Genomic DNA, 22,193 nt, shown 5'->3' with positions numbered 1-22,193 from the left:
CATCCCGTTCTGCCGGCTAAGGGAAAGGCTGGCAGAGTATGGGGATGGAAAAATCAAAACAACTCCGTAAACAAATGACGCCCGAAGAGTTACGCCTCTGGTATTTACTCAGGGGACGCCGCTTCTTTGGCTATAAGTTTCGCCGCCAGATGCCGATTGGTGCATATATCGTGGATTTTGCCTGTTTTAAGGCAAAGCTGATTATCGAGCTGGACGGTGGCCAACATCAGAATAACGAAACCTATGATTCACGTCGTACTGAATTTTTGAATGCGAACGGCTGGGAAATACTACGGTTCTGGAATAACGAATTCAGGACAAACGAGGAGGAGGTGTTAATGGCTATCAGGCAACGACTGCGCTGCCTGATGCCCTCACCCTAACCCTCTCCCACAGGGAGAGGGAACAATTACACCCTCTCCCCTGGGGAGAGGGCTGGGGTGAGGGGCCCAGCGCGCAGAGAACTTACTTCAGCGTCCCCACCAGCGCCTTCCGGCTATCTTCCAGCGACACCACGCGTTTACACACGTCTTTGCCGAACTGCTGGAAATCATCTTCCTGGTTCTTCCACTCGTTCTGAATGGAAGTCTGCAAGCCGCCAAGGCTGCCCAGCACACCCTGCAGCGGGTTACCGCCGCCTTTCAGCACGGCTTTGGCGCCCATCTCGTTGATGCTGTCCTGCAGGATGCCGCCCATCGCCTGGTTCACCAGCTGCTGGCCGTCAGCGCGGACCTGATCGATCGCCTTATAGTGGAACGTCAGGCCATCAGAGCGCGTCTCGATAATGCGGTTCATCTGCTCTTTGAGCTGCTTGTCGAGCTTCGTAAGGCGGGAGCGCATATTACTGCTCTCCCCCACCTCTTTAGTGATGATTTTGTCCAGCGCGACGCGGCTCTTTTCGACGCGCGTCAGGGCGCCTTCATTAATCCATGGCAGCGCGGTACGCAAATCGGCCTGATAATCTTTCGCCTGCTCACGCTGTGCGGCAGTCAGGTTGTACTGTTTGCCGTTAAAGGTGACGTTTCCTTCCGGCGTAATCACCAGATTGCCGTTCTCGCCTTTGACCTGCACGGTTTGCGGGCTTAACACCACGTCATCACGCGGGGTGACGCTACATTGATAATCCGCATGGGCGGTGAATCCGGTTGCCATCAAAGCAACAGCCAGCAACGTTTTGCGCATCTTAAACACTCCCTCAGACAAAATGGGCCAGCTAATGCTGGCCCGCTTACTGCTTTATTAGTCCCACCAAACGTCGAAAAGTTCGCTCACGCGGACATCTTCCAGCTTGTGCTCTTCAAGCCATTTGCGAACCAGGGCCTGATGTTCTTCGGTGCATTTGCCCACTTCCTGGGTGCAGATCAGACCTTCCCATGCCAGGTAGCCGCTACCGTCGAAGGCCAGCTTGTTTGGCTCGATTACCTCGTTGATGAACGCATCAACGTCCTGGTCGATCTGCTCAACGCTGGTGCCTTCCGGGAAACGCCAGGCAACGGAGAAGCCCACTTCCTGGAATTCTTCGATGTGCATCTTTTTACGCAGACGACGGCTACGATTCTTTGCCATTATTTCACCCTCTCGAACATTAAGTCCCATACGCCGTGACCAAGACGATGGCCACGCTGTTCAAATTTTGTCACCGGACGCGATTCCGGACGCGGTACGTAGTCGTTGCTCTCGGACTGATTTTTGTACCCGTCCAGCGACGACATCACTTCCAGCATGTGTTCCGCATAAGGTTCCCAGTCGGTCGCCATGTGGAAAACGCCGCCCAGCTTGAGCTTGCTTTTCACCAGCTCGGCAAACGGTGCCTGAACGATACGGCGTTTATTATGACGCGCTTTGTGCCATGGGTCAGGGAAAAAGAGCTGAACCATGTTCAAAGAATTGTCAGGAATCATTTTGTGCAGCACTTCCACCGCGTCGTGACACATCACGCGCAGGTTCTCAACGCCCTCTTCGTGGGCCGTTGCCAGGCACGCGCCGACCCCCGGGGAGTGTACTTCAATGCCGAGGAAGTTCTGCTCCGGGCGCGCTTTCGCCATAGTGACCAGCGAGGTGCCCATACCAAACCCGATCTCCAGCGTGACGGGCGCGTCGCGGCCAAACAGCTCGGTAAAGTCGAGCGGCTGCTCGCTGAACTCAACGCCCATCACCGGCCAGTAGTTGTCCAGCGCGTGTTGCTGCCCTTTGGTCAGGCGGCCCTGACGGCGGACAAAGCTGCGAATACGGCGCAGCGGGCGACCGTTTTCATCAAATTCCGGTGAAATGACGTCGTTTTTCATAAAAGAGTTGTCTGCTTGTGAGAATGTTCGGGAAACGGGCATTATCCAAAGTTAAGGCTTCTATGCAAGCATGGGAAAGATCCGGTTTACAGCAGATGGACGCTGTGCTGCAATCTGCGTCCCTGATTATGCGAATCGATGACCATGCAAGCCTCTCAATTTTCAGCCCAGGTGCTGGACTGGTACGACAAATACGGGCGTAAAACCCTGCCCTGGCAAATTGAAAAAACGCCCTACAAAGTATGGCTCTCAGAGGTGATGTTGCAACAAACGCAGGTCGCCACCGTGATCCCTTACTTCGAGCGTTTTATGGCACGCTTCCCGACGGTCACCGACCTGGCAAACGCGCCGTTGGACGAAGTGCTGCACCTGTGGACCGGGCTGGGCTATTACGCCCGCGCGCGCAACCTGCACAAGGCCGCGCAGCAGGTCGCCACCCGCCACAAAGGTAAATTCCCGGAAACCTTCGACGAGGTTGCCGATTTACCCGGCGTCGGACGTTCAACCGCAGGCGCGATCCTCTCCCTTTCATTAGGCAAGCATTTCCCGATCCTCGACGGCAACGTGAAGCGCGTGCTCGCACGCTGCTACGCCGTTGACGGCTGGCCGGGTAAGAAAGACGTTGAAAAACGCCTGTGGGAGATCGCTGAAGCGGTCACCCCGGCGAAGGGCGTAGAGAGTTTTAACCAGGCAATGATGGATCTTGGCGCAATGGTCTGCACGCGCTCAAAACCAAAGTGCGAGCTCTGCCCGGTGAACAACCTCTGCGTGGCGTATGCCAACCAGTCATGGGCGCAGTATCCGGGTAAGAAACCTAAACAGACGCTGCCGGAGCGCACCGGCTACATGCTGCTGATGCAGCACGGTGACGAGGTCTTCCTCGCCCAGCGTCCGCCGAGCGGTCTGTGGGGTGGTCTATACTGCTTCCCACAGTTTGAAGATGAAGCCTCGCTTCGGGAATGGCTTGAACAGCGCGGCATTGCAGCAGATACCCTGACGCAGCTGACCGCGTTTCGCCACACCTTCAGCCATTTCCACCTGGATATAGTACCGATGTGGCTTCCCGTGTCCTCATTCACCTCCTGCATGGATGAAGGCACCGCTCTCTGGTATAACTTAGCGCAACCGCCATCAGTCGGGCTGGCGGCTCCCGTGGAGCGCCTGTTACAGCAATTACGTGCCGGTGCAATGGTTTAGCATCGGCAACACAAAGAGGAATACGTATGGCCAGAACCATTTTTTGTACTTTCCTGCAGCGCGACGCTGAAGGCCAGGATTTCCAGCTCTACCCGGGCGACCTGGGCAAGCGCATCTATAACGAGATCTCCAAAGAAGCCTGGGGACAGTGGCAGAAAAAACAGACTATGCTGATCAACGAGAAAAAGCTCAGCATGATGAACCCGGAGCACCGCAAGCTGCTGGAGCAGGAGATGGTGAGCTTCCTGTTCGAGGGCAAAGACGTCCACATCGAAGGCTATACGCCGCCGGAAAAATAACAGCGTGCGGGTGAAACCCCGCCGTTAAAGCAAACACAACACGCACTCCCGGAATGATGAAAAAACTTTTAGCGCTAGCCCTTGTTGCGCCGTTGCTGGTCTCGTGCTCGTCCAAAAAAGGCGATGATTACAATGAAGCCTGGGTCAAGGACACCAACGGTTTTGACATTTTGATGGGGCAGTTTGCCCATAACATCGAGAACATATGGGGATTTAACGAAGTTCTTATTGCCGGACCGAAGGACTACGTTAAGTACACCGACGCCTATCTGACCCGTAGCCACATCAACTTTGATGAGGGTACGATCACCATTGAGACCATCGCAGGCACCGACCCTGCGGCACGGCTGCGTCAGGCGATCGTCAAAACCCTGCTGATGGGTGACGATCCGGGATCTATCGATCTCTACTCCGATGCGGACGACATCACCATTTCGAAAGAGCCGTTCCTGTACGGTCAGGTTGTCGACCAGACCGGACAGCCGATCCGCTGGGAAGGTCGCGCCACGAAATTTGCCGACTACCTGCTGCAGACGCGCCTGAAGAGCCGCTCTAACGGCCTGAAGATTATCTACAGCGTTACCATTAACCTTGTCCCGAACCACCTCGACAAGCGTGCGCATAAGTATCTGGGCATGGTGCGTCAGGCATCGCGTAAGTATGGCGTGGACGAGTCGCTGATCCTGGCGATTATGCAGACCGAATCCTCGTTCAACCCGTACGCGGTGAGCCGTTCCGACGCGCTGGGGCTGATGCAGGTTGTCCAGCACAGCGCCGGTAAAGACGTCTTCCGCTCGCAGGGGAAATCCGGCACGCCGAGCCGCAGCTACCTGTTCGATCCGCAAAGCAACATTGATACCGGCACGGCCTATCTGGCGATGCTGAACAATGTCTATCTCGGCGGCATTGATAACCCGACGTCGCGTCGCTACGCGGTAATCACCGCCTATAACGGCGGCGCGGGCAGCGTGCTGCGCGTCTTCTCGAATGACAAAGTGCAGGCTGCGAACATCATCAACAGCATGGCGCCGGGGGATGTTTACTCTACCCTCACCACCCGCCACCCGTCTGCGGAATCCCGCCGGTACCTGTATAAGGTGAATACGGCGCAGAAAAACTATCGTCGTCGATAATCAACACACCTTCTCCAGCAAGGAGAAGGCGTTCTGCTTCCCCTCTCCCTGTGGGAGAGGGTCAGGGTGAGGCCATCAGGCCGCACCTATCCTCCACCCATACGAAAATGTTATTTGCATCACAATCCAAACTGCAAATTAATGTGGATTGCATTTTTTTGCGGGAGGTAACAAAACATATCGTTGCCAACTGATAGAATTGCATCAAATAACAACCCTGAATGTTCCTATAACAACATATCTCCCGCTCACTTGTGAGGAAAGTAACATGAACCTTAAGCTGCAGCTTAAAATCTTGTCGTTTCTGCAGTTCTGCCTGTGGGGTAGCTGGCTGACTACACTCGGCTCCTATATGTTTGTGACGCTCAAGTTTGATGGTGCGTCAATCGGTGCCGTCTACAGCTCGCTGGGTATTGCGGCTGTTTTCATGCCAACGCTGCTCGGTATCGTGGCGGATAAATGGTTAAGTGCGAAATGGCTGTATATGCTTTGCCATCTGGTGGGTGCGGGGACGCTGTTTATGGCGGCCGAAGTGACCACGCCGGGGGCGATGTTTATGGTGATCCTGCTTAACTCGCTGGCGTATATGCCAACGCTTGGGCTGATCAACTCCATCTCCTACTACCGCCTGAAATCTGCCGGTCTGGATATCGTCACCGACTTCCCGCCAATCCGTATCTGGGGCACCATCGGCTTTATCATGGCGATGTGGGGCGTGAGCTTCGCGGGCTTCGAGCTGAGCCACATGCAGCTGTATATTGGTGCTGCGCTCTCCGTACTGCTGGCGCTGTTCACCCTGACGCTGCCAACCATTCCGGTATCTAACCAGCAGAAAAACCAGAGCTGGAGCACCATGCTTGGCCTGGATGCCTTCGCGCTGTTCAAAAACAAGCGCATGGCGATCTTCTTTATCTTCTCCATGCTGCTGGGCGCGGAGCTGCAAATCACCAACATGTTCGGCAACACCTTCCTGCACAGCTTCGATAACGATCCGCTGTTTGCCGGGAGCTTTATCGTTGAGCACGCGTCGGTGATGATGTCCATCTCGCAGATCTCCGAGACGCTGTTCATCCTGACCATCCCGTTCTTCCTGAGCCGCTACGGCATCAAAAACGTCATGCTGATCAGTATCGCCGCGTGGATGCTGCGCTTCGGCCTGTTCGCCTACGGCGACCCGAGCGCGTTCGGCACCGTGCTGCTGGTGCTGTCGATGATTGTTTACGGCTGCGCCTTCGACTTCTTCAACATCTCCGGTTCGGTGTTTGTGGAAAAAGAGGTGAAGCCTGAAATCCGCGCCAGCGCGCAGGGCATGTTCCTGATGATGACCAACGGCTTCGGCTGTATTCTGGGCGGCGTGGTGAGCGGTAAAGTGGTTGAGATGTACACCACCAACGGTATCACCGACTGGCAGCCCGTGTGGCTGATCTTCGCGGCGTATTCGCTGGTGCTGTTCTTCGCGTTCCTCGCGCTGTTCAAGTACAAGCACGTTCGCACAGCGCACGGTACACAGCCGATTGCGCATTAATTGTTGTGCCCGGTGGCGCTTCGCTTACCGGGCCTACAAAACCAGACCGTAGGCCGGGTAAGGCGTAGCCGCCACCCGGCTATTTTATAGCAGAGAGCACCCACCCCACCGACAGCAAATCCGCGCTACCGCCCGGACTCAGGTTTCGTTCAATCAGTGCCTCATCCATCTTAAACAACGCCTCGCGATCCCAGCCGTTAGCCAGCAGTTTCCGCGCATAGCCCTGAACGTAGCGCAGCCCCTGAATGCCGCCGCGTGACACGAGATTACTGTCCTGATTGACCGCCATCAGGCGCAACAGCAGGCCGTGAAGCGACTGTCCGTTCCACTGCCCCAGCGCCTTACGCACCGTCGCAAAGCCGCTCTCCGCCTCGCCTCGCGCCCCGGTTAAGCCGAACTGCTGAAACTGCCGCTCGCCCGCCGTCGCCTGCCCGCTGCGCGCTGCCAGTTCCCGCGACACCAGCCCGCAGCAGATGTTACTCACCTCACAACAGAGGCTGTCCGCAGAGATATTTTTCACACGCCCGGCAGCGAAGCACAGCAGGCCGAGAGCAAAAATCCCGCCCTTATGCGTGTTCACGCCGTTCGTCGCGGCATACATCGCCTGCTCGCAGGCCATCCCCATCGGGCGAATAATCCGCAGCTGTGCGTCAGCGGGTTTATCCGCATGCACGTTACCGAGTTCAGCAAAGCGCGAAAACCACGGCGTAATTGCCGCGATGCTGCGGACAAACAGCGCGTGGTCCATATCGCGATGGGAACCGTTGTTAAGCTTGTCCACCAGCCCCGGCTTGGGCGTCAGCTCCAGCTCCTGCCACAGCGCCGCTTCGGCAAGCGCGGGCACATCAATCGGGCGCGGTTTAGTCGCGAGCAAACCAGTCATCGATCGTCTTCTCCACGCGGGAAACTACCTGCTCAACGGGGTGATTGCGCGAACGGGAGCAGGCATGCGCGGGCTCGTCGCAGATCAGGCAGCGCCGGAGATTCTCTCCCAGCGACTGACGCCCGACGTGGCCGTGCTGAGGACAGATCACGTCCAGATCCCACAGTCTGCCGAGCGGGTGCGTATGCTCCAGTTCCGCGCAGTGCGCTTTGATTTCCGCCGCCGGATGGGCGACGCACCACAAAGCTTCCGGTCCGGTGGGCAGCCACAGCACCTGCCGGTCCAGCACCTGCCAGCGGTTCTCCCACAGCAGCTGGTCGCACATCTGGAGCGCCACGCCCATGGTGTTGCGATAGCGCAGGCTGTCCTTAATTTCCCCTGGCGTAACCAGCGTGAGGGAGATCACCGGCTGTTGATAGTGCGTAAGCCAGTCAGCCTGACGGGCTGCGCGACGCTCTTTCGCCGCCAGCAGTTCCTCCAGGCTGACACCCGCCCGCACGGGTGTCGCTAAAATCATACTGACTCCTTCACCTGTCGTACGGTGTCGATCACGCTGCCGTCGCGGTAGCGGATCACCCCGACGATTTTGTCGGTGAACTCAATCGGTTTCGGGACGCCGGTCAGGGAGATCGCCCGTTCATACAGCGCGTTGATATCCACAACCTTCAGCCCGGCTTCCAGCAGCCGCTCGCGGATTTCGGGGCGCGCCGGGTTGACCGCGATGCCGTGATCGGTAACCAGGACATCGATGCTCTCCCCCGGCGTAAGGCGCGTGGTAACCCGCTTCACCACCGTCGGAATGCGGCTGCGCAGCAGCGGCGCGACCACAATGGTCAGGTTGGCTGCCGCCGCCACGTCGCAGTGCCCGCCGGACGCGCCGCGCATCACACCGTCGGAGCCGGTGATGACGTTGACGTTGAACTCGACGTCGATCTCCAGGGCGCTGAGGATCACCACGTCGAGCTGGTCGCAGCTTGCCGCCTTGCTGCCGGGGTTGGCGTAGACGTTGGTGGAGATCTCCACGTGGTTCGGGTTACGCGCCAGCGAGGCCGCCGCCTGACCGTCAAAGCACTGGGTATCGAGCAGCTTTTCGATGAGCCCCTTCTCGTGCAGATCCACCAGGCTGCCGGTGATGCCGCCGAGCGCAAAGCGCGCCTTCACGCCGCTGCGCTCCATCTTCTCTTCCATAAAGCGGGTGCAGGCCGTGGCCGCCGCGCCGGAGCCGGTCTGCATCGAGAAGCCAGGCTTGAAGTAGCCGGAATGCTCGATCACGTCCGCCGCATAGCGGGCGATCATCAGCTCGCGCGGGTTGCTGGTGACGCGCGCCGCGCCGACGCTGATTTTCGCCGGGTCGCCCACGCTCTCGACCTGCACGATGTAGTCCACCTGGTCCTGCACCAGGCTGGCGGGCATATTCGGGAACGGCACCAGTTCTTCGGTCAGCACCACCACCTTGCGGGCAAAGTGCGCGTCCACCATCGCGTAGCCGAGCGAGCCGCAGCACGATTTACCGTGCGTGCCGTTAGCGTTGCCAAACGCATCGCAGCACGGCACGCCGAGAAACGCCATGTCGATATTCAGCTCGCCGTCCTGGAGCAGCTTCACGCGCCCACCGTGGGAGTGAATCTGTACCGGCTCGTCCATCAGCCCGTGGGAGATGGCGTCCGCCAGCCTGCCGCGCATGCCCGAGGTGTAAATCCGGGTGATGACACCGCTTTCAATATGCTCGATCAGAGCGTCGTTGCAGGTCATCAGCGAACTGGAGGCCAGAGTCAAATTTTTAAATCCCATCCGCGCCAGCAGCGCCACAACGGTGTTGATCACCCGGTCGCCTTCGCGAAAGGCATGGTGGAAGGAGATGGTCATCCCGTCCTGCAGGCCGCTGCGCGCTACGGCTTCTTCAAGGGAGGCACAGAGCTTGCGGTTGTGCTTCGCGTCACTATCCGCCAGCCAGGGCGTGGCGCTGTGGGCAGTATCAAAGGGTTTCAGGTCCCGCAGATCGGGGAAGTTTACGTGGAGAAGTTCAGTCTGATTCATTGTCTTATCCTTACCGACGCACGCCGGAAGCCGCCGCGCGCTCCAGCACCACCTGCGCGTGGTTAATAATTGGTGCATCCACCATTTTGCCGTTGAGCGACACCACGCCCAGGCCGTTACGCTCGCCCTCTTCTGCCGCCTCAATCACCCTTTTGGCGTGATCCACCTCTTCCTGCGTCGGTGCATAAGCGTTGTGCAGCAGGTCAATCTGGCGCGGGTTAATCAGCGATTTGCCGTTAAAGCCCATCTTGCGGATCAGATCGACCTCGCGAAGGAATCCGGCCTCGTCGTTAACGTCTGACCACACCACGTCGAAGGCGTCGATACCCGCCGCGCGGGCGGCGTGCAGCACGGCGCAACGGGCATAGAACAGCTCGGTGCCGTCGCCGCGCTCGGTCTGCATGTCCATCACGTAGTCAAAGGCGGCCAGCGCGATGCCGATGAGGCGCGGGGAGCTGCGGGCAATCGCCACGGCATTGATGACGCCAATGGCCGACTCAATCGCCGCCATCACGCGGGTGGAGCCGACCTCGCGGCCGCACTCGCGTTCAATGCGCTCAAGATGGCCTTCCAGCTCGTAGACGTCGTCCGGGGTGTCGGTTTTTGGCAGGCGGATCACGTCCACGCCCGCGCGCACGGCGGCTTCCAGATCCAGCAGGCCAAACGGCGTGCTGAGCGGGTTAATGCGCACCACGGTTTCGATATCCTGATACATCGGGTGCTGTAGCGCGTGGAATACCAGCAGGCGCGCGGTGTCCTTCTCACGCAGGGCGACGGCGTCCTCAAGGTCAAACATGATGGAGTCGGGGCGGTAGATAAACGCGGTGGAAAGCATGGCGGCATTGGCGCCCGGCAGAAATAGCATACTGCGGCGGAGTTTGCTCATTTCAGCGCCTCCCAGTTGATGGCCTGTTCATCGGTGGCACGCATCAGCGCGCTTTGCAGGCGGGCGCGAATAACACAGTCCAGCGCCCCTTTGTCTTCAATAATGATGAGCCCCTGGCGCACGTTCATGGCGCGCAGCGTGTCGTTGACCACCTGGCGAATTTGCTCGCCAAACTGCTTAATCACTTCACTGTGGATGACAATCTCCAGCTCGCCGTGAGCGGGGGCGATTTTCACCATCAGGTCGCTGGACTCCTGCGTTCCGGCCAGCGCCTCCCTTACAATATTCATGATAATTTCCTGATAGTTATGCGACTTCCGCACTCGCACGATAGTGTGTTTCGAGATGCGCGAAGGTGGAGTCCGGGACGATCTCCCGGATCCGGGAAAACTGCTGTGTCTTGAGTAAACGGCGCACTTCGGACGCCGAAATGGCGTTGCCGGTGGCCTTGATGCGCGGCATCTCCACCACCTCGATATGCGAAGCCAGCAGATCGTGCAGCGTCTGGTTGTACTGGCGGGTGATGTCGCAAAACGGCTCCGAGCCGATGAAGCGGTGCGTGATGCCGAGCGCCGGGGCGATGAAGTCCCGGAAGATCAGCACGTCGATCTCGCTCCACGCCTGCTGCACTTTGCCGGTCTCCTTCAGGAAGTAGGCCGGGAAGGTGGCGCGGGAGATGATGTACTGCGAGCCTTCATGCACCACCACGTTCGGCAGATGGGCTACGCCCGCGCGCACCATCTCGAGACGCGCGCTGAACGGGAAGAACGAGGCGTCTTCACGCACCACGAACAGATGCAGGGCATCGCACCGCTGCGCCGCCTGCTCCACCAGATGGCGGTGGCCGAGGGTGAACGGATTGGCGTTCATCACTATCGCGCCAGTTTTCTCCCCGCCCTTTCGCATCCGGCTTAAGGTACGGCAGTAGCGCGCGATCCCCTGCGGGGTGTTCTCCATCAGCACCGCGTTGTTCCCGCTCTGGGCAATTGGCCAGAAGCCGCTGCGGGCAAAGCGCTCCCGGTTGCACGGACGGGTGCAGAGGAAGAGGTGAAAATGGCCGCGCTCCAGCGCCGCATTTTCCACCTCTGCCAGCAGCCGCGCGCTGAGGTTTTCCCCACGAAGCTGCTCGTTGACCGCCACGCATTTGATGACGTTGCCGGCAAGTCCTGCGCAACCCACCAGCTGCGCGCCGGACCAGGCTTCGACAAACAGCGTGATGTCGTTGTCCAGGCCAAGGCCGCTGTCTGCCAGCAGGTAGCGGATCTGGCTTAAGCGTTCCGGGTGTTTCGCCACCAGCGTCTGGCGAAAATCGATGGGTTGACTGTTCATGCCGCCTTTCTCAGTGTGCCGCCGCAAGCCCGACGGCTGGCGCTTCAACAATCACGTTGCTTAGATGACCGATATGCTCGATCTCCACCTCAATGCGATCCCCCTCTTTCATAAACAGCGGCGGGTTACGCTTTTTACCCACACCGCCCGGAGAGCCGGTGATGATCACGTCGCCCGGGCTTAAGCGGGTAAAGGTGCTGATGTACTCGATGAGCTCCGCGACCTTGTGGATCATGCTGCTGGTGTTGTCCTCCTGCACCATGCGGCCGTTAAGCCAGGTGCGGATCGCCAGGCTGTGCGGGTCCGGGATCTCATCCGCCGTCGCCATCCAGGGGCCAAACGCCCCGGTCTGACGCCAGTTTTTACCGGCGGTGAACCAGGTGTGCTGCCAGTCGCGGGCGGAGCCGTCCATGTAGCAGCTGTAGCCCGCCACGTGGCGCAGGGCGTCATCGCGGCTGATGTTCTCCCCACCCTTACCGATGATCACCGCCAGCTCGCCTTCGTAGTCGAATTCGCTGGAGTGGCGCGGCTTCAGTACCGGCTCGTTGTGGCCGGTCTGTGAATCCGGGAAGCGGACAAACAGCGTCGGAGCCGGGTTGTGCTGGTCAAACTCCTTGCGCTTGTCGGCGTAGTTCATGCCCACGCAGAGGATTTTTTCCGGCTGCACGATCACCGGTAAGAAGGTGATGGCGCTCAGCGGTACATCCACCGCGTCGTTCAGGTAACGGGTGGCCAACGCCAGCCCGTTGCCCTGCAGCAGCGCTTTAAGGTCGCCATAGCGGTCGCCCAGACGGCGGCCTAAATCAATCACGCCCTCGGCCTGAACGATGCCGTAGCTGCGTTTTCCCTGGTATAAAAAGCTTGCGAGTTTCATTGTTTTTTCCTGAATACTTAGACGAGGAAGTTGCCCAGAATCAGTAGTGAGACAGAGACGTTAATCGCCCCGCCGATACGGGTAGCAATCTGGGCGAACGGCATCAGGCTCATGCGGTTGCCTGCGGTCAGGATCGCCACGTCGCCGGTACCGCCCTGTCCGCTCTGACAGCAGGAGACGATGGCGACATCAATCGGGTGCATACCGATCTTTTTACCGACGAAGAACCCGGTCGCCACCAGCGCGGAGACGGTGCTGATAATCACCAGCAGGTTGGTCAGCGTGAAGGCGGCCACAAGTTCATGCCACGGGGTAATGGCCACGCCAACGGCGAAGAGGATCGGGTAGGTCACGGAGGTCTGGAAGAATTTGTACACCACCTGCGAGCCTTCCAGCAGGCGCGGAGAGGCGCCGTTGCAGAGCTTCACCAGCACCGCCATAAACAGCATGCCAACGGGCGCAGGCAGGCCAATCAGCTTGTGGCCGAGCATGCCCAGCATGTACAGCAGCACCGCCAGCAGCGCGCCGGAGGCGATAGTCGTCACGTCCGCTTTACCGGAAAACGCAGGCTGAGAGACGGTGGCATCGGCATTCGCGCGGTTAGGCATCAGCTGGCCTTCACCGGTCAGGTGCGGGTATCGTTTACCGAGCTGGTTCAGGCAGCCGGAGATGATGATTGCCGTCAGCCCGCCGAGCATGACCATCGGCAGCACGCGGCCGAGCGCTACGCCCTGGTCCATATGCAGCAGGGTGGCATAGCCTATGGAAAGCGGAATCGCCCCTTCCCCGACGCCGCCCGCCATGATCGGCAGAATGATAAAGAAGAAGATCTGGAACGGCTCCAGGCCCAGCGCCAGCCCCACGCCCATGCCAACAATCATGCCGACGATTTCACCGCACAGCATCGGGAAGAAGATGCGCAGGAAGCCCTGAATCAGCACCGTGCGGTTCATGCTCATGATGCTGCCGACGATAATGCAGCAGATATAGAGGTAGAGAATGTTGGTGGATTTGTAGAATTTGGTCGTGGATTCCACCACCACGTCCGGCAGCAAACCGTAGTAGACCAGCGCGGAAGGGATAAAGGTGGCGCAAATCGCCGCCGCACCAAGCTTGCCGACAATCGGCAGGCGTTTGCCGAACTCACCGCAGGCAAAGCCGAAGAAGGCCAGCGTCGCCACCATCACCACGATATCGCTCGGCAGTTTTCCGCCCAGGCAATCAATCGCAATCAGCGCGCCCGCCAGAACGAACAGCGGCAGAGGAATAATCCCGATTTTCCAGGTATCCATAATATGCCACCACCGCTCCTTGAGGGATGGCCGCTGAATTTCAATCGGGTCGTGGGTAACAGAGAAAGAATCGTCAGTTGTGCTCATAATAAGCCCCTTAGTTATTTTGTGCGTTCAGCTTAGAGTCACAAAGGCCTACTTTATGTGAGGAATGGCATATTAAAAGCGAAGTTTTAATGGCAGCTATGGTTTTTATGGTTTCTTTTATTTAATGTGATTTATGCCTTATTTATTATCGTGGTTTTTATGGTTTCTTTTCTGAATTGAACGACCAAATAACATTTAACTTAGCAGCATGAAGATCATAAGCCTTCTGGATAAATCATTTACAGCCCTTGCTGTGCAAGGGATCACAAGTTTCCCGCAAAGCGGACATCCGCATGAAAAAAGATGATATATTGACGATCTTTGCCGCTACTTTGCGTGATAGTTATGAAAGTCTCTTTCCAGATTAAGCTTTTTATTTCGCTCGTTGCCTTTTTCTCAGTGCTTTTTGTGCTGCTGGGCGGATATTATTATGCCGATGTCGGAAAACAGCTTTATCAGGAAATGAGTGCGCGCGCTAAAATACAGGCGGAAGAGATTGCGCTTATTCCGTCATTGCGTACTGAAGTTGAACAAAAAGATATCAACGCCATTCATGATTTCATGCAGAAAATGGCCGCGCACAGCGACGCCAGCTTTATTGTCATTGGCGATAATACGGGACGGCATCTTTTTCACTCCGTCTTTGCCGACAGGGTGGGCACGACGCTGGTCGGCGGCGACAATGAAGCCGTATTGCAGGGGAAAAGCACGACAACCATACGTAAAGGCGGGTTGGGCATTTCACTGCGCAGTAAAGCGCCCATTTTCAACGACGCCGGGCAGGTGGTCGGCATTGTTTCAGTTGGCTATCTCACCAGCTACCTGGACACCATTACCGTCAGTAAAGTGGTCAATATCCTGATTGCCGCCGTGCTGCTGCTGATCGCCCTCTTTGTCTTCTCCTGGTTCTTTACCCGTAGTATTAAGAAGCAGATCTTCTCCCTGGAGCCACGAGAGATCGGCCTGCTGGTGCGCCAGCAAAAGGCGATGATGGAGTCCATCTACGAAGGCGTGATCGCCATTGATAACGAACGGCGCATAGAGGTGATCAACCAGGCGGCGCGCAAGCTGCTGGGCCTGAGCCAGCCGGCCCGGGAACTGCGCGGGCAGCTGATAAGCCAGGTGATCGATCCGGTCCCGTTCTTCGACACGCAGACGATGCTGGCGAAAGATACCCATGACGAGATTTGCCGCTTTAACGATCTCACGGTGATTGCCAGCCGGGTACACATCATGCTTGAGGGGTCGCTGCAGGGCTGGGTGATCACCTTCCGCGATCGCAACGAGATCGACTCTCTCAGCAGCCAGCTCAGCCAGGTAAAACGCTACGTCGATAACCTGCGCATTATGCGTCATGAGCAGCTGAACCGGATGACCACCCTCTCCGGCCTGCTGCATATGGGCCGCTATGAAGAGGCCATTCGCTACATTCAGGCGCAGTCGGAGCATGCTCAGGAGCTGCTGGACTTTATCTCCTCCCGCTTTAGTTCCCCGACACTTTGCGGGCTGCTGCTGGGAAAAGCCGCCCGCGCGCGTGAGAAAGGCGTCGAGCTGAGTTTCGACCCGGCCTGTCGGCTGGACAAACCGTTCCTGCCGCTGGGAGAGCAAGAGCTGATTTCGATTATTGGTAACCTGCTGGATAACGCCATCGAAGCGACGCAGCGATCGCCGCTCCCGCATGCGCCAGTGGAAGTGCTGATAAAACTCAGCGAGCAGGAGCTGATTATTGAAGTGGCCGACCAGGGCGTTGGCATTACCCCGGCGATCCGTGACCGGATATTTGAACGCGGCATCACCACCAAAACGCGGGGCGATCACGGGATTGGCCTGTATCTGATCGAAAGCTACGTCACGCAGGCTGGCGGCACAATAGAAGTTGCCGATAACATGCCGCACGGGACCATTTTCTCACTGTTTATCCCGGCCTCGGGAACCGTCCGGCAACTGGAAGATACCGACTATGCAACATGAACTTATCGACGTACTGATTGTTGAAGACGAGAACGAACTGGCACAGCTGCACGCGGAGCTTATCGGTAAACATCCGCGCCTGAGGCTGGTGGGGATTGCCGCGTCGTTGGCCGACGCGCAGCGACAGCTGGAGAGCAAACAGCCGAAGCTGATGCTGCTGGATAACTACCTGCCGGACGGCAAAGGCATCACCCTTATCAGCAACCCGATGCTGGCCCGCGCCAACTGCTCGGTGATTTTCATCACCGCCGCTAGCGATATGGACACCTGTAGCCAGGCCATTCGAAACGGCGCGTTTGACTATATTCTTAAGCCGGTCTCCTGGAAGCGGCTCAGCCAGTCGCTGGAGCGTTTTGTGCAGTTTGCCGAACAGCAGCGGGTCTGGAAGATTGTCGACCAGCAGAACGTGGATTCACTCTATCAGTTACAGGCGAAAAACTATCGTCTGGACAACGGCAGCAAGGGAATAGAGGAGAACACGCTGGCGCGGGTGCAAACGCTGTTTAACAGCAAGGCGGCGCACTGCTTTACGGTGGATGAGGTGGTGAGCGAGACGGGGCTGAGTAAAACCACCACCCGACGCTATCTGGAACACTGCGTGGAGGTGGGTTTTCTGACGGTGGAGATGCTGTACGGGAAGATTGGGCATCCGAGAAGGATGTACCGCCGCGCAGAAGCCTGACGAAGTATTCCAGGCCCGGTAAGCTTGCGCCACCGGGCCTACGTTCAGACATTCAATACGTACCCATACAGCCGCTTAATCCCGTCCGCATCCTTCTCGCTGTAAACGCCCTGCAACTCCGGCGAGAAGCCCGGCAGCATATTAATGCCCTCTTCCAGCGCCAGGAAGTAACGCTGTACCGCCCCGCCCCAGACTTCTCCCGGCACCACGCACAGCACGCCTGGCGGATACGGCAGCGCGCCTTCGGCGGCAATGCGCCCTTCAGCGTCACGAATACGCACCAGCTCCACGTTCCCGCGAATGTACTCCTGGTTGGCATCCTGCGGGTTCATCACTACGGCGGGCAGGCTCTCCCGGCGGAACATCGCCTTCTGTAGATCCTTCACGTTAAAGCTGACGTAGAGATCGTGCATCTCCTGGCACAGTTGACGGATCGTGTAGTCGCGGTAACGCACCGGGTATTTTTGGTAGATGGTCGGCAGCACGTCGGCGAGCGGCGTGTCGTCTTCAATATGCTGCTCAAACTGCCCCAGCATCGCCACCAGCTGCGCCAGCTTCTCGCTGCTTTCGGCAGGCGTCAGCAGGAACAGGATCGAGTTGAGGTCGCACTTCTCCGGCACGATGCCGTTTTCGCGCAGGTAGTGGGCGAGAATGGTCGCCGGAATGCCGAAATCGGTATAGTGACCTGTTTCTGCATCAATGCCCGGCGTGGTCAGCAGCAGCTTGCACGGGTCGACGAAATACTGCTCGCTCGCATAGCCCTCAAATCCGTGCCATTTGGCCCCCGGCTCGAAGCTGAAGAAGCGACGCTCGCTCGCAATGACCTGAGTGGGGTGATCCTGCCATGGCCGCCCCGCCACCACCGGCGGGATAAACGGTTTGATCATATGGCAGTTGGCGATGATGGCCTTGCGCGCCTCAATGCCCAGCTCGACGCACTCCGCCCACAGCCTGCGCCCGCTCTCGCCCTCGTGAATTTTGGCGTTCACGTCCAGCGCCGCAAACAGCGGATAAAACGGGCTGGTGGAGGCGTGCAGCATAAACGCGTTGTTCAGCCGCTTGTGCGGACAGAAGCGCGCCTGACCGCGGATGTGGTTATCCTTTTTATGGATCTGCGACGTTTGCGAGAACCCGGCCTGCTGCTTGTGCACCGACTGGGTCACGAAAATACCCGGATCGTTCTCGTTAAGCTCCAGCAAGAGCGGGGACGTTTCCGCCATCATCGGAATAAACTGCTCGTAGCCCACCCACGCGGAGTCAAAAAGGATGTAGTCACACAGATGGCCGATCTTGTCGATCACCTGGCGGGCGTTGTAGATCGTCCCGTCATAGGTGCCAAGCTGAATGATCGCCAGGCGGAACGGGCGGACCTCGTCGGCCTTTTCCGGCGCCGCCTCGCGGATCAGATCCCGCAGATACGCGTCATCAAAGCAGTGCTCGTCGATCCCGCCGATAAAGCCAAACGGATTGCGCGCCGCCTCAAGATACACCGGCGTGGCGCCCGCCTGGATCAGTGCGCCGTGGTGGTTAGATTTATGGTTGTTGCGGTCGAACAGCACCAGGTCGCCGCGGGTCAGCAGCGCGTTGGTCACCACCTTGTTGGCCGCCGACGTGCCGTTCAGCACAAAGTAGGTTTTGTCCGCGTTGAATACTTTCGCCGCGAACTTTTGCGCGTGCTTGGCGGAGCCTTCGTGGATCAGCAGATCGCCCAGCTTAACGTCGGCGTTGCACATGTCGGCACGAAACACGTTCTCACCGAAGAAATCATAGAACTGTCGCCCTGCCGGGTGTTTTTTGAAAAAAGCCCCGTGCTGGTGGCCCGGACAGGCGAAGGTGCTGTTGCCCATCTCTACATACTGGCTCAGGGTATCGAAAAAAGGCGGCAGCAATTCCTCTTCGTAACGGCAGGCGGCGCTCTCCAGTTCCAGGAACTCCTGAGCTTTACCCGAGATAATCGCCGTGACGCCATCAGGCACCTCTCCAGGCTCTTGCGAGAACATAAACACCGGTAGCTGAAAGCCCGTACGCTTCAGCAACGCGAGAATGCCGCTGTAGCTTTCAACAACGCTAATGACGACTGCCGCCACATCGGTGAAATCGGTGTTATCCAGCGTCACCTTTTCACGGTGCGTAGAAACTTTGGATACCAGCTCATAGCTGACGGCAATTTTCATGGTTTTCATAAGCGCAAATACCCTCACCGAGCGGTGAGACAGGGAGGAGAAAATTCGCGCAATCATGTCACTTTTTATTTTCACGCGCAAGAAGGAATCAGTATGCACGAAACCACCCAAAGCTAAGGCTCGCGCAGCCCTGACGTGCCATAATAATGCAATATCAATGAGTAAATAACAGGAGTTAACTGTGGTTATCGGGCCATTTATTAACGCCGGAGCCGTATTGCTGGGCGGCGTACTGGGCGCAGTGTTGAGTCAGCGGCTGCCGGAGCGTATCCGTTCATCCATGCCCTCTATATTCGGCCTGGCATCCTTAGGCATCGGCATCCTTCTAGTGATCAAATGCGCCAACCTGCCCGTCATGGTGCTGGCTACACTGCTCGGCGCACTGATTGGCGAGTTTTGCTTTCTGGAAAAAGGCATCAATAGCGCGGTGGGCAAAGCCAAAAACCTGATTGCCCGACCGGGCAAGGCGAAACACGGCACGCACGAGTCGTTTATTCAGAACTACGTCGCCATCATTATTCTGTTTTGCGCAAGCGGCACCGGGATTTTCGGCTCGATGCAGGAAGGGATGACGGGCGACCCAAGCATATTGATTGCAAAAGCATTTCTCGATTTCTTCACCGCCACCATTTTCGCCACCACGCTCGGCATTGCCGTTGCGGCGATTTGCGTGCCGATGCTGCTGATTCAACTCGCGCTTGCCACCTGCGCCACTTTGATTCTCCCGCTGACCACGCCAGCGATGATGGCGGACTTCACCGCCGTCGGCGGCCTGCTGCTGCTGGCGACGGGCCTACGTATTTGCGGGATCAAAATGTTTGCCGTGGTGAATATGCTGCCCGCATTACTGCTCGCCATGCCGCTCTCTGCACTCTGGACGCACTTTTTCGCTTAAGATTGCGGCGAAATGGCGAGAGATTGCGCAGTCTGTAACGAAAACAACATTTTTCGTTGACGGCAACGGGCAGATCGGGTTTAATGCGCCCCGTTGCCCGGATAGCTCAGTCGGTAGAGCAGGGGATTGAAAATCCCCGTGTCCTTGGTTCGATTCCGAGTCCGGGCACCACTATTCAGAAAACCCGCCCTTGAGGCGGGCTTTTGCTTTTGGGCATTCCGTTATATAACGGGTTGCTTTGTCTGCTGATGTCCTTAGGTCTTTGTCCTGACCCCACTTCAAACCGATATTTTTTAACCTGCCAAATTTAGCTTTAGTCAACTTTTGGATATTATGCGCGCCAAATCCATATTATTTATGAGGGATTATGGCAACAGGTTTTTTCCTGTATCACCTGGATAAAACCACCTGCGGGGGGCGCATTCTCTCGGGTGCATCCGATGATACCTATGAGACTGGCGGCGTGATACGTCAGCAGGTCCGGGTCGGCGACCCGGTGACTTGCGGGAAGCATGAGGGGCGATACCGCGTCTGTGGCGGTATGGGAGACACCTATTCGGTGAACGGTGCCCCGAAAGAGTGGGCGGGTTCACTGGATAGCTTCAGCTCCTGCCCCTGCCGGGCCCGGTTCGTTCCAACTGTATTTTCACACACTTATGAAAGTGACTGTAATGCCGGGCGCGTGGCAGAACGGGAGCAGATTGAAAAACGAACGAAGCCCGATGAAGTGCTAATCAATCCGGTCCCCGTTTTTGCGAAATCCTGCCTGCGTGGAGCTGGGTGTACCGACGCAGGAATTGGGAACGAACCCCAGGCAAACTTTGCAGCGATGAGTTTTTACCAATCATTGCCAGCCTCCCCGGAACCCTCCCCAAGGTATGACGGCTGCGAACCGGTACAGCACGCACAGGCGGCGAAAAAGGCTAAGACCTCCTCATGGGAGGCAGATGCAGCTCCTGAGAGGAAAAAATCCCTCTTCGACAGGGTAAGCGGCTTCTTCTTCGGTGAAGCGGAAGCTATGCCACTTCCCCCATCTCCGGTGGTAGTAGCCGGTGGTGCGGAGGCGGGTATGGCTGCATCTGCTGGCGGAGCGACAGCAAGACTGAATCAGGACGCAGCAAAGGCGTTGACGTACCAGATGAAACACCTGTCCGGGCCAGCGGTCCGGGAAAGCAGGTTTGAGCTGAATTTACCGTTCGTGGTCATGGGTGCGGTGCTGCACTCAATGCTGAAAGGCGAAAAATCTGACCTGTTAACAGCTGAACAACTGCTGGCAGTAGCCCGGAGCGGCGGTACGGTGCCAACGCGGGTACGCTATAACTGGGTGGAAGACCCGGAAACCGGACGGCTGAAGGCCGTGGGGTATCACACCAGCCCGGAGAGCGGACGCGATCAGGTGAAAGTCAGGCTGATGGATAAGCGGTTTGACGGAAAATACCGCTTCTGGGGCAACGGGCCGGGCGGAAAGGTACAGATAACCTGGACACCAGCGGATGCACCGGGCAGTACAGATGCCAGTGGGTGGAACACCGGGAACCAAAGCCCGCAGGTCGGAACGGTAGCGATACCGGGACTTGAGCATCCTGACATTCAGGGCGTGACTATCACCACCACGCCACCGCCAGAGGAAAAGGACTTCCGGGACTACATTCTGGTGTTTCCGGGCAACGTCCACCCGCCAATCTACATCTACCTTAGCAAACCTCCGGTAGAATTCCTTGAGGTCAAGCTATACAGTGATTTTGATGGCAGATCGCGGCAAGGCGAGTTAGAGGTTGACCATATACCCTCCGCTGCCGCAGTAAAGGCACACTATAAGCGGTTGCACCCTGAACTAACCCCTAAAGAGCTGAAAAAGCTCTCTAAAAGAGTAGCAGCTATCGGAATCCCGAAAGGGGTACACCGCAGTGATAGCGAAACTTATGGGGGCAGAAACACTCCTGAAAAAATAATTGCTCATAGCTATGATCTCCGTGCCGCAGCAGATCAGAACTTTGACGCTGAAAAACCAGCCTTGAAAGAGTACGGGGCTACAGATGAACAATTAGAAGAAGCAAGAGCAGAACTGCATCAGATTAATGAAAGTGTGGGGTTATATAAAAAATGACAGTAAACGTAGAGGCATTACTGAGAAGCATCGGTAAAACCTATCAAGAAATTTTCGATAATGGCTTAATCCCATACAAAACTAAGCCTAGTGGCGATTCTGGCGATCCCGTTCTTGAACTAGATATGGTCAAGGAAGGGGTTTATCTAGCATTCCATCGTTCATCCCGAAAACTATTCTGTGTGACGCTCACGCTTTTGGATGAGGACAGGCCTTCAGTGCGATTTCCAAATGAATTACCATCGCCGCTACAGAAGGAAATGAGTATTAGCTGGATGCATGAGCAATTTGACGCCCCGGATAAGTCCATCCGCCCCAAAATAATTGGCGGTCTTCAGTTTGGATTGAAAGAACGCTATACACTTGAGGGCTTCCACATCCCCCTATCAATGCAGGCTGCCTATACCGCAAGCAACCAAGTAGAATCGCTTACGTTTATGCCACTTACTGATTCCACTTGGTAATAGCCGTATATCACCACAACGGCTCCTTTCGGGGCCGTTTCCAACATTCCCTGCCTCTCTCGGT

General features: G+C 57.2%; 22 protein-coding genes and 1 tRNA gene. 11 read left to right on the top strand and 12 right to left on the bottom strand.

What is annotated here, in order from left to right; translation table 11 throughout:
• The first annotated feature begins 44 nt into the window (after window positions 1-44).
• The gene (locus A6013_RS06090; protein WP_028014373.1) at window positions 45-383 is read left to right on the top strand and encodes an endonuclease domain-containing protein; all 339 of its coding nucleotides are present in this window, start codon (window positions 45-47) and stop codon (window positions 381-383) included.
• Window positions 384-465: 82 nt separating this feature from the next.
• On the opposite strand, the gene A6013_RS06085 is transcribed toward A6013_RS06090, so the two are convergent.
• The 3 genes from A6013_RS06085 to trmB are packed head-to-tail and all read right to left on the bottom strand — an operon-like array spanning window position 466 to window position 2,285.
• Complete coding sequence (locus A6013_RS06085; protein ID WP_041908321.1) at window positions 466-1,182, bottom strand: DUF2884 domain-containing protein; 717 nt, start codon at window positions 1,180-1,182, stop codon at window positions 466-468.
• Between the two features lie 57 nt (window positions 1,183-1,239).
• Window positions 1,240-1,566 carry a YggL family protein gene (locus A6013_RS06080; RefSeq protein WP_028014375.1) on the bottom strand — a complete coding sequence of 109 codons (327 nt, stop codon included), beginning with the start codon at window positions 1,564-1,566 and terminating at the stop codon, window positions 1,240-1,242.
• Window positions 1,566-2,285: a tRNA (guanosine(46)-N7)-methyltransferase TrmB gene (trmB, locus tag A6013_RS06075; protein WP_028014376.1), complete on the bottom strand. Its 720-nt coding sequence runs from the start codon at window positions 2,283-2,285 to the stop codon at window positions 1,566-1,568. Before trmB ends, A6013_RS06080 begins: the two co-directional genes overlap by 1 nt.
• Window positions 2,286-2,429: 144 nt before the next feature.
• On the opposite strand from trmB, the gene mutY reads away from it, so the two are divergent.
• The 4 genes from mutY to A6013_RS06055 all read left to right on the top strand — a co-directional run bounded on the left by mutY (window position 2,430) and on the right by A6013_RS06055 (window position 6,439).
• Window positions 2,430-3,482 carry an A/G-specific adenine glycosylase gene (gene mutY, locus A6013_RS06070; protein WP_102863690.1) on the top strand — a complete coding sequence of 351 codons (1,053 nt, stop codon included), beginning with the start codon at window positions 2,430-2,432 and terminating at the stop codon, window positions 3,480-3,482.
• A 26-nt stretch (window positions 3,483-3,508) separates the two neighbouring features.
• Window positions 3,509-3,781, top strand: coding sequence for an oxidative damage protection protein (locus tag A6013_RS06065; RefSeq protein ID WP_023309138.1), 273 nt, complete (start codon window positions 3,509-3,511; stop codon window positions 3,779-3,781).
• A 56-nt stretch (window positions 3,782-3,837) separates the two neighbouring features.
• A complete protein-coding gene (mltC, locus tag A6013_RS06060; RefSeq protein WP_045260773.1) occupies window positions 3,838-4,914 on the top strand; it encodes a membrane-bound lytic murein transglycosylase MltC in 1,077 nt (358 codons plus the stop codon).
• Between the two features lie 268 nt (window positions 4,915-5,182).
• On the top strand, window positions 5,183-6,439 hold the full coding sequence (locus A6013_RS06055; RefSeq protein ID WP_041908317.1) for a nucleoside permease: 1,257 nt from the start codon (window positions 5,183-5,185) through the stop codon (window positions 6,437-6,439).
• A 79-nt stretch (window positions 6,440-6,518) separates the two neighbouring features.
• Here the strand turns inward: A6013_RS06055 and citG are convergent, their stop codons facing one another.
• From citG to A6013_RS06015, 8 genes are read right to left on the bottom strand one after another with little or no spacing between them, the layout of a single operon-like run.
• Window positions 6,519-7,322, bottom strand: coding sequence for a triphosphoribosyl-dephospho-CoA synthase CitG (gene citG, locus A6013_RS06050; protein ID WP_069732717.1), 804 nt, complete (start codon window positions 7,320-7,322; stop codon window positions 6,519-6,521).
• Window positions 7,300-7,839: a citrate lyase holo-[acyl-carrier protein] synthase gene (gene citX, locus A6013_RS06045; protein ID WP_069732716.1), complete on the bottom strand. Its 540-nt coding sequence runs from the start codon at window positions 7,837-7,839 to the stop codon at window positions 7,300-7,302. The genes citG and citX overlap by 23 nt, the downstream gene beginning before the upstream one ends.
• Complete coding sequence (gene citF, locus A6013_RS06040) at window positions 7,836-9,359, bottom strand: citrate lyase subunit alpha (protein ID WP_069732715.1); 1,524 nt, start codon at window positions 9,357-9,359, stop codon at window positions 7,836-7,838. Before citF ends, citX begins: the two co-directional genes overlap by 4 nt.
• A 10-nt stretch (window positions 9,360-9,369) precedes the next feature.
• The gene (gene citE, locus A6013_RS06035; protein ID WP_041908314.1) at window positions 9,370-10,245 is read right to left on the bottom strand and encodes a citrate (pro-3S)-lyase subunit beta; all 876 of its coding nucleotides are present in this window, start codon (window positions 10,243-10,245) and stop codon (window positions 9,370-9,372) included.
• A complete protein-coding gene (gene citD, locus A6013_RS06030; RefSeq protein ID WP_069732714.1) occupies window positions 10,242-10,535 on the bottom strand; it encodes a citrate lyase acyl carrier protein in 294 nt (97 codons plus the stop codon). Before citD ends, citE begins: the two co-directional genes overlap by 4 nt.
• A 16-nt stretch (window positions 10,536-10,551) precedes the next feature.
• Window positions 10,552-11,574, bottom strand: a complete 1,023-nt coding sequence (gene citC / locus A6013_RS06025) for a [citrate (pro-3S)-lyase] ligase (RefSeq protein WP_028014385.1) — start codon at window positions 11,572-11,574, stop codon at window positions 10,552-10,554.
• A gap of 10 nt (window positions 11,575-11,584) precedes the next feature.
• Window positions 11,585-12,448 carry a fumarylacetoacetate hydrolase family protein gene (locus tag A6013_RS06020; protein ID WP_045630636.1) on the bottom strand — a complete coding sequence of 288 codons (864 nt, stop codon included), beginning with the start codon at window positions 12,446-12,448 and terminating at the stop codon, window positions 11,585-11,587.
• A 17-nt stretch (window positions 12,449-12,465) separates the two neighbouring features.
• Window positions 12,466-13,827: a 2-hydroxycarboxylate transporter family protein gene (locus A6013_RS06015; protein ID WP_045630637.1), complete on the bottom strand. Its 1,362-nt coding sequence runs from the start codon at window positions 13,825-13,827 to the stop codon at window positions 12,466-12,468.
• Window positions 13,828-14,172: 345 nt separating this feature from the next.
• On the opposite strand from A6013_RS06015, the gene A6013_RS06010 reads away from it, so the two are divergent.
• Together A6013_RS06010 and A6013_RS06005 are read left to right on the top strand one after the other, a co-directional pair.
• Window positions 14,173-15,798 (top strand): sensor histidine kinase, encoded by a 1,626-nt coding sequence (locus tag A6013_RS06010; protein ID WP_041908310.1) that lies wholly within the window; start codon window positions 14,173-14,175, stop codon window positions 15,796-15,798.
• Window positions 15,788-16,480 carry a response regulator gene (locus tag A6013_RS06005; protein WP_047367414.1) on the top strand — a complete coding sequence of 231 codons (693 nt, stop codon included), beginning with the start codon at window positions 15,788-15,790 and terminating at the stop codon, window positions 16,478-16,480. The genes A6013_RS06010 and A6013_RS06005 overlap by 11 nt, the downstream gene beginning before the upstream one ends.
• A gap of 44 nt (window positions 16,481-16,524) precedes the next feature.
• Here the strand turns inward: A6013_RS06005 and A6013_RS06000 are convergent, their stop codons facing one another.
• Complete coding sequence (locus A6013_RS06000; RefSeq protein WP_069732812.1) at window positions 16,525-18,663, bottom strand: ornithine decarboxylase; 2,139 nt, start codon at window positions 18,661-18,663, stop codon at window positions 16,525-16,527.
• A gap of 181 nt (window positions 18,664-18,844) precedes the next feature.
• Between A6013_RS06000 and A6013_RS05995 the strand changes: the two genes are divergently transcribed.
• From A6013_RS05995 to A6013_RS05980, 4 genes are all read left to right on the top strand, one after another.
• Window positions 18,845-19,558, top strand: coding sequence for a DUF554 domain-containing protein (locus A6013_RS05995; protein ID WP_069732713.1), 714 nt, complete (start codon window positions 18,845-18,847; stop codon window positions 19,556-19,558).
• Window positions 19,559-19,653: 95 nt separating this feature from the next.
• Window positions 19,654-19,729, top strand: a tRNA-Phe gene (locus A6013_RS05990).
• A 196-nt stretch (window positions 19,730-19,925) separates the two neighbouring features.
• Window positions 19,926-21,665, top strand: coding sequence for an S-type pyocin domain-containing protein (locus A6013_RS05985; RefSeq protein WP_069732712.1), 1,740 nt, complete (start codon window positions 19,926-19,928; stop codon window positions 21,663-21,665).
• Entirely contained in the window at window positions 21,662-22,129 is a 468-nt protein-coding gene (locus A6013_RS05980; RefSeq protein WP_069732711.1) for a DUF6392 family protein, read from the top strand. The genes A6013_RS05985 and A6013_RS05980 overlap by 4 nt, the downstream gene beginning before the upstream one ends.
• The last annotated feature ends 64 nt before the right edge of the window (window positions 22,130-22,193 follow it).

It is taken from the genome of Enterobacter sp. IF2SW-B1 (assembly GCF_001743375.1).
Lineage (GTDB): Bacteria > Pseudomonadota > Gammaproteobacteria > Enterobacterales > Enterobacteriaceae > Enterobacter > Enterobacter bugandensis.
Note: the sequence above shows the minus strand (reverse complement) of the source record. Positions and strands in the feature narration are given on the sequence as shown.

Coding starts and splice junctions, on each gene's coding strand:
- A6013_RS06010 (WP_041908310.1), top strand. CDS start 14,173: ATGAAAGTCTCTTTCCAGATTAAGCTTTTTATTTCGCTCGTTGCCTTT.
- A6013_RS06005 (WP_047367414.1), top strand. CDS start 15,788: ATGCAACATGAACTTATCGACGTACTGATTGTTGAAGACGAGAACGAA.
- A6013_RS06055 (WP_041908317.1), top strand. CDS start 5,183: ATGAACCTTAAGCTGCAGCTTAAAATCTTGTCGTTTCTGCAGTTCTGC.
- A6013_RS06020 (WP_045630636.1), bottom strand. CDS start 12,448: ATGAAACTCGCAAGCTTTTTATACCAGGGAAAACGCAGCTACGGCATC.
- citE (WP_041908314.1), bottom strand. CDS start 10,245: ATGAGCAAACTCCGCCGCAGTATGCTATTTCTGCCGGGCGCCAATGCC.
- citX (WP_069732716.1), bottom strand. CDS start 7,839: ATGATTTTAGCGACACCCGTGCGGGCGGGTGTCAGCCTGGAGGAACTG.
- A6013_RS06090 (WP_028014373.1), top strand. CDS start 45: ATGGAAAAATCAAAACAACTCCGTAAACAAATGACGCCCGAAGAGTTA.
- A6013_RS06080 (WP_028014375.1), bottom strand. CDS start 1,566: ATGGCAAAGAATCGTAGCCGTCGTCTGCGTAAAAAGATGCACATCGAA.
- citG (WP_069732717.1), bottom strand. CDS start 7,322: ATGACTGGTTTGCTCGCGACTAAACCGCGCCCGATTGATGTGCCCGCG.
- mltC (WP_045260773.1), top strand. CDS start 3,838: ATGAAAAAACTTTTAGCGCTAGCCCTTGTTGCGCCGTTGCTGGTCTCG.
- citC (WP_028014385.1), bottom strand. CDS start 11,574: ATGAACAGTCAACCCATCGATTTTCGCCAGACGCTGGTGGCGAAACAC.
- A6013_RS05980 (WP_069732711.1), top strand. CDS start 21,662: ATGACAGTAAACGTAGAGGCATTACTGAGAAGCATCGGTAAAACCTAT.
- A6013_RS06000 (WP_069732812.1), bottom strand. CDS start 18,663: ATGAAAACCATGAAAATTGCCGTCAGCTATGAGCTGGTATCCAAAGTT.
- A6013_RS06085 (WP_041908321.1), bottom strand. CDS start 1,182: ATGCGCAAAACGTTGCTGGCTGTTGCTTTGATGGCAACCGGATTCACC.
- A6013_RS05985 (WP_069732712.1), top strand. CDS start 19,926: ATGGCAACAGGTTTTTTCCTGTATCACCTGGATAAAACCACCTGCGGG.
- A6013_RS06015 (WP_045630637.1), bottom strand. CDS start 13,827: ATGAGCACAACTGACGATTCTTTCTCTGTTACCCACGACCCGATTGAA.
- citD (WP_069732714.1), bottom strand. CDS start 10,535: ATGAATATTGTAAGGGAGGCGCTGGCCGGAACGCAGGAGTCCAGCGAC.
- A6013_RS06065 (WP_023309138.1), top strand. CDS start 3,509: ATGGCCAGAACCATTTTTTGTACTTTCCTGCAGCGCGACGCTGAAGGC.
- mutY (WP_102863690.1), top strand. CDS start 2,430: ATGCAAGCCTCTCAATTTTCAGCCCAGGTGCTGGACTGGTACGACAAA.
- trmB (WP_028014376.1), bottom strand. CDS start 2,285: ATGAAAAACGACGTCATTTCACCGGAATTTGATGAAAACGGTCGCCCG.
- citF (WP_069732715.1), bottom strand. CDS start 9,359: ATGAATCAGACTGAACTTCTCCACGTAAACTTCCCCGATCTGCGGGAC.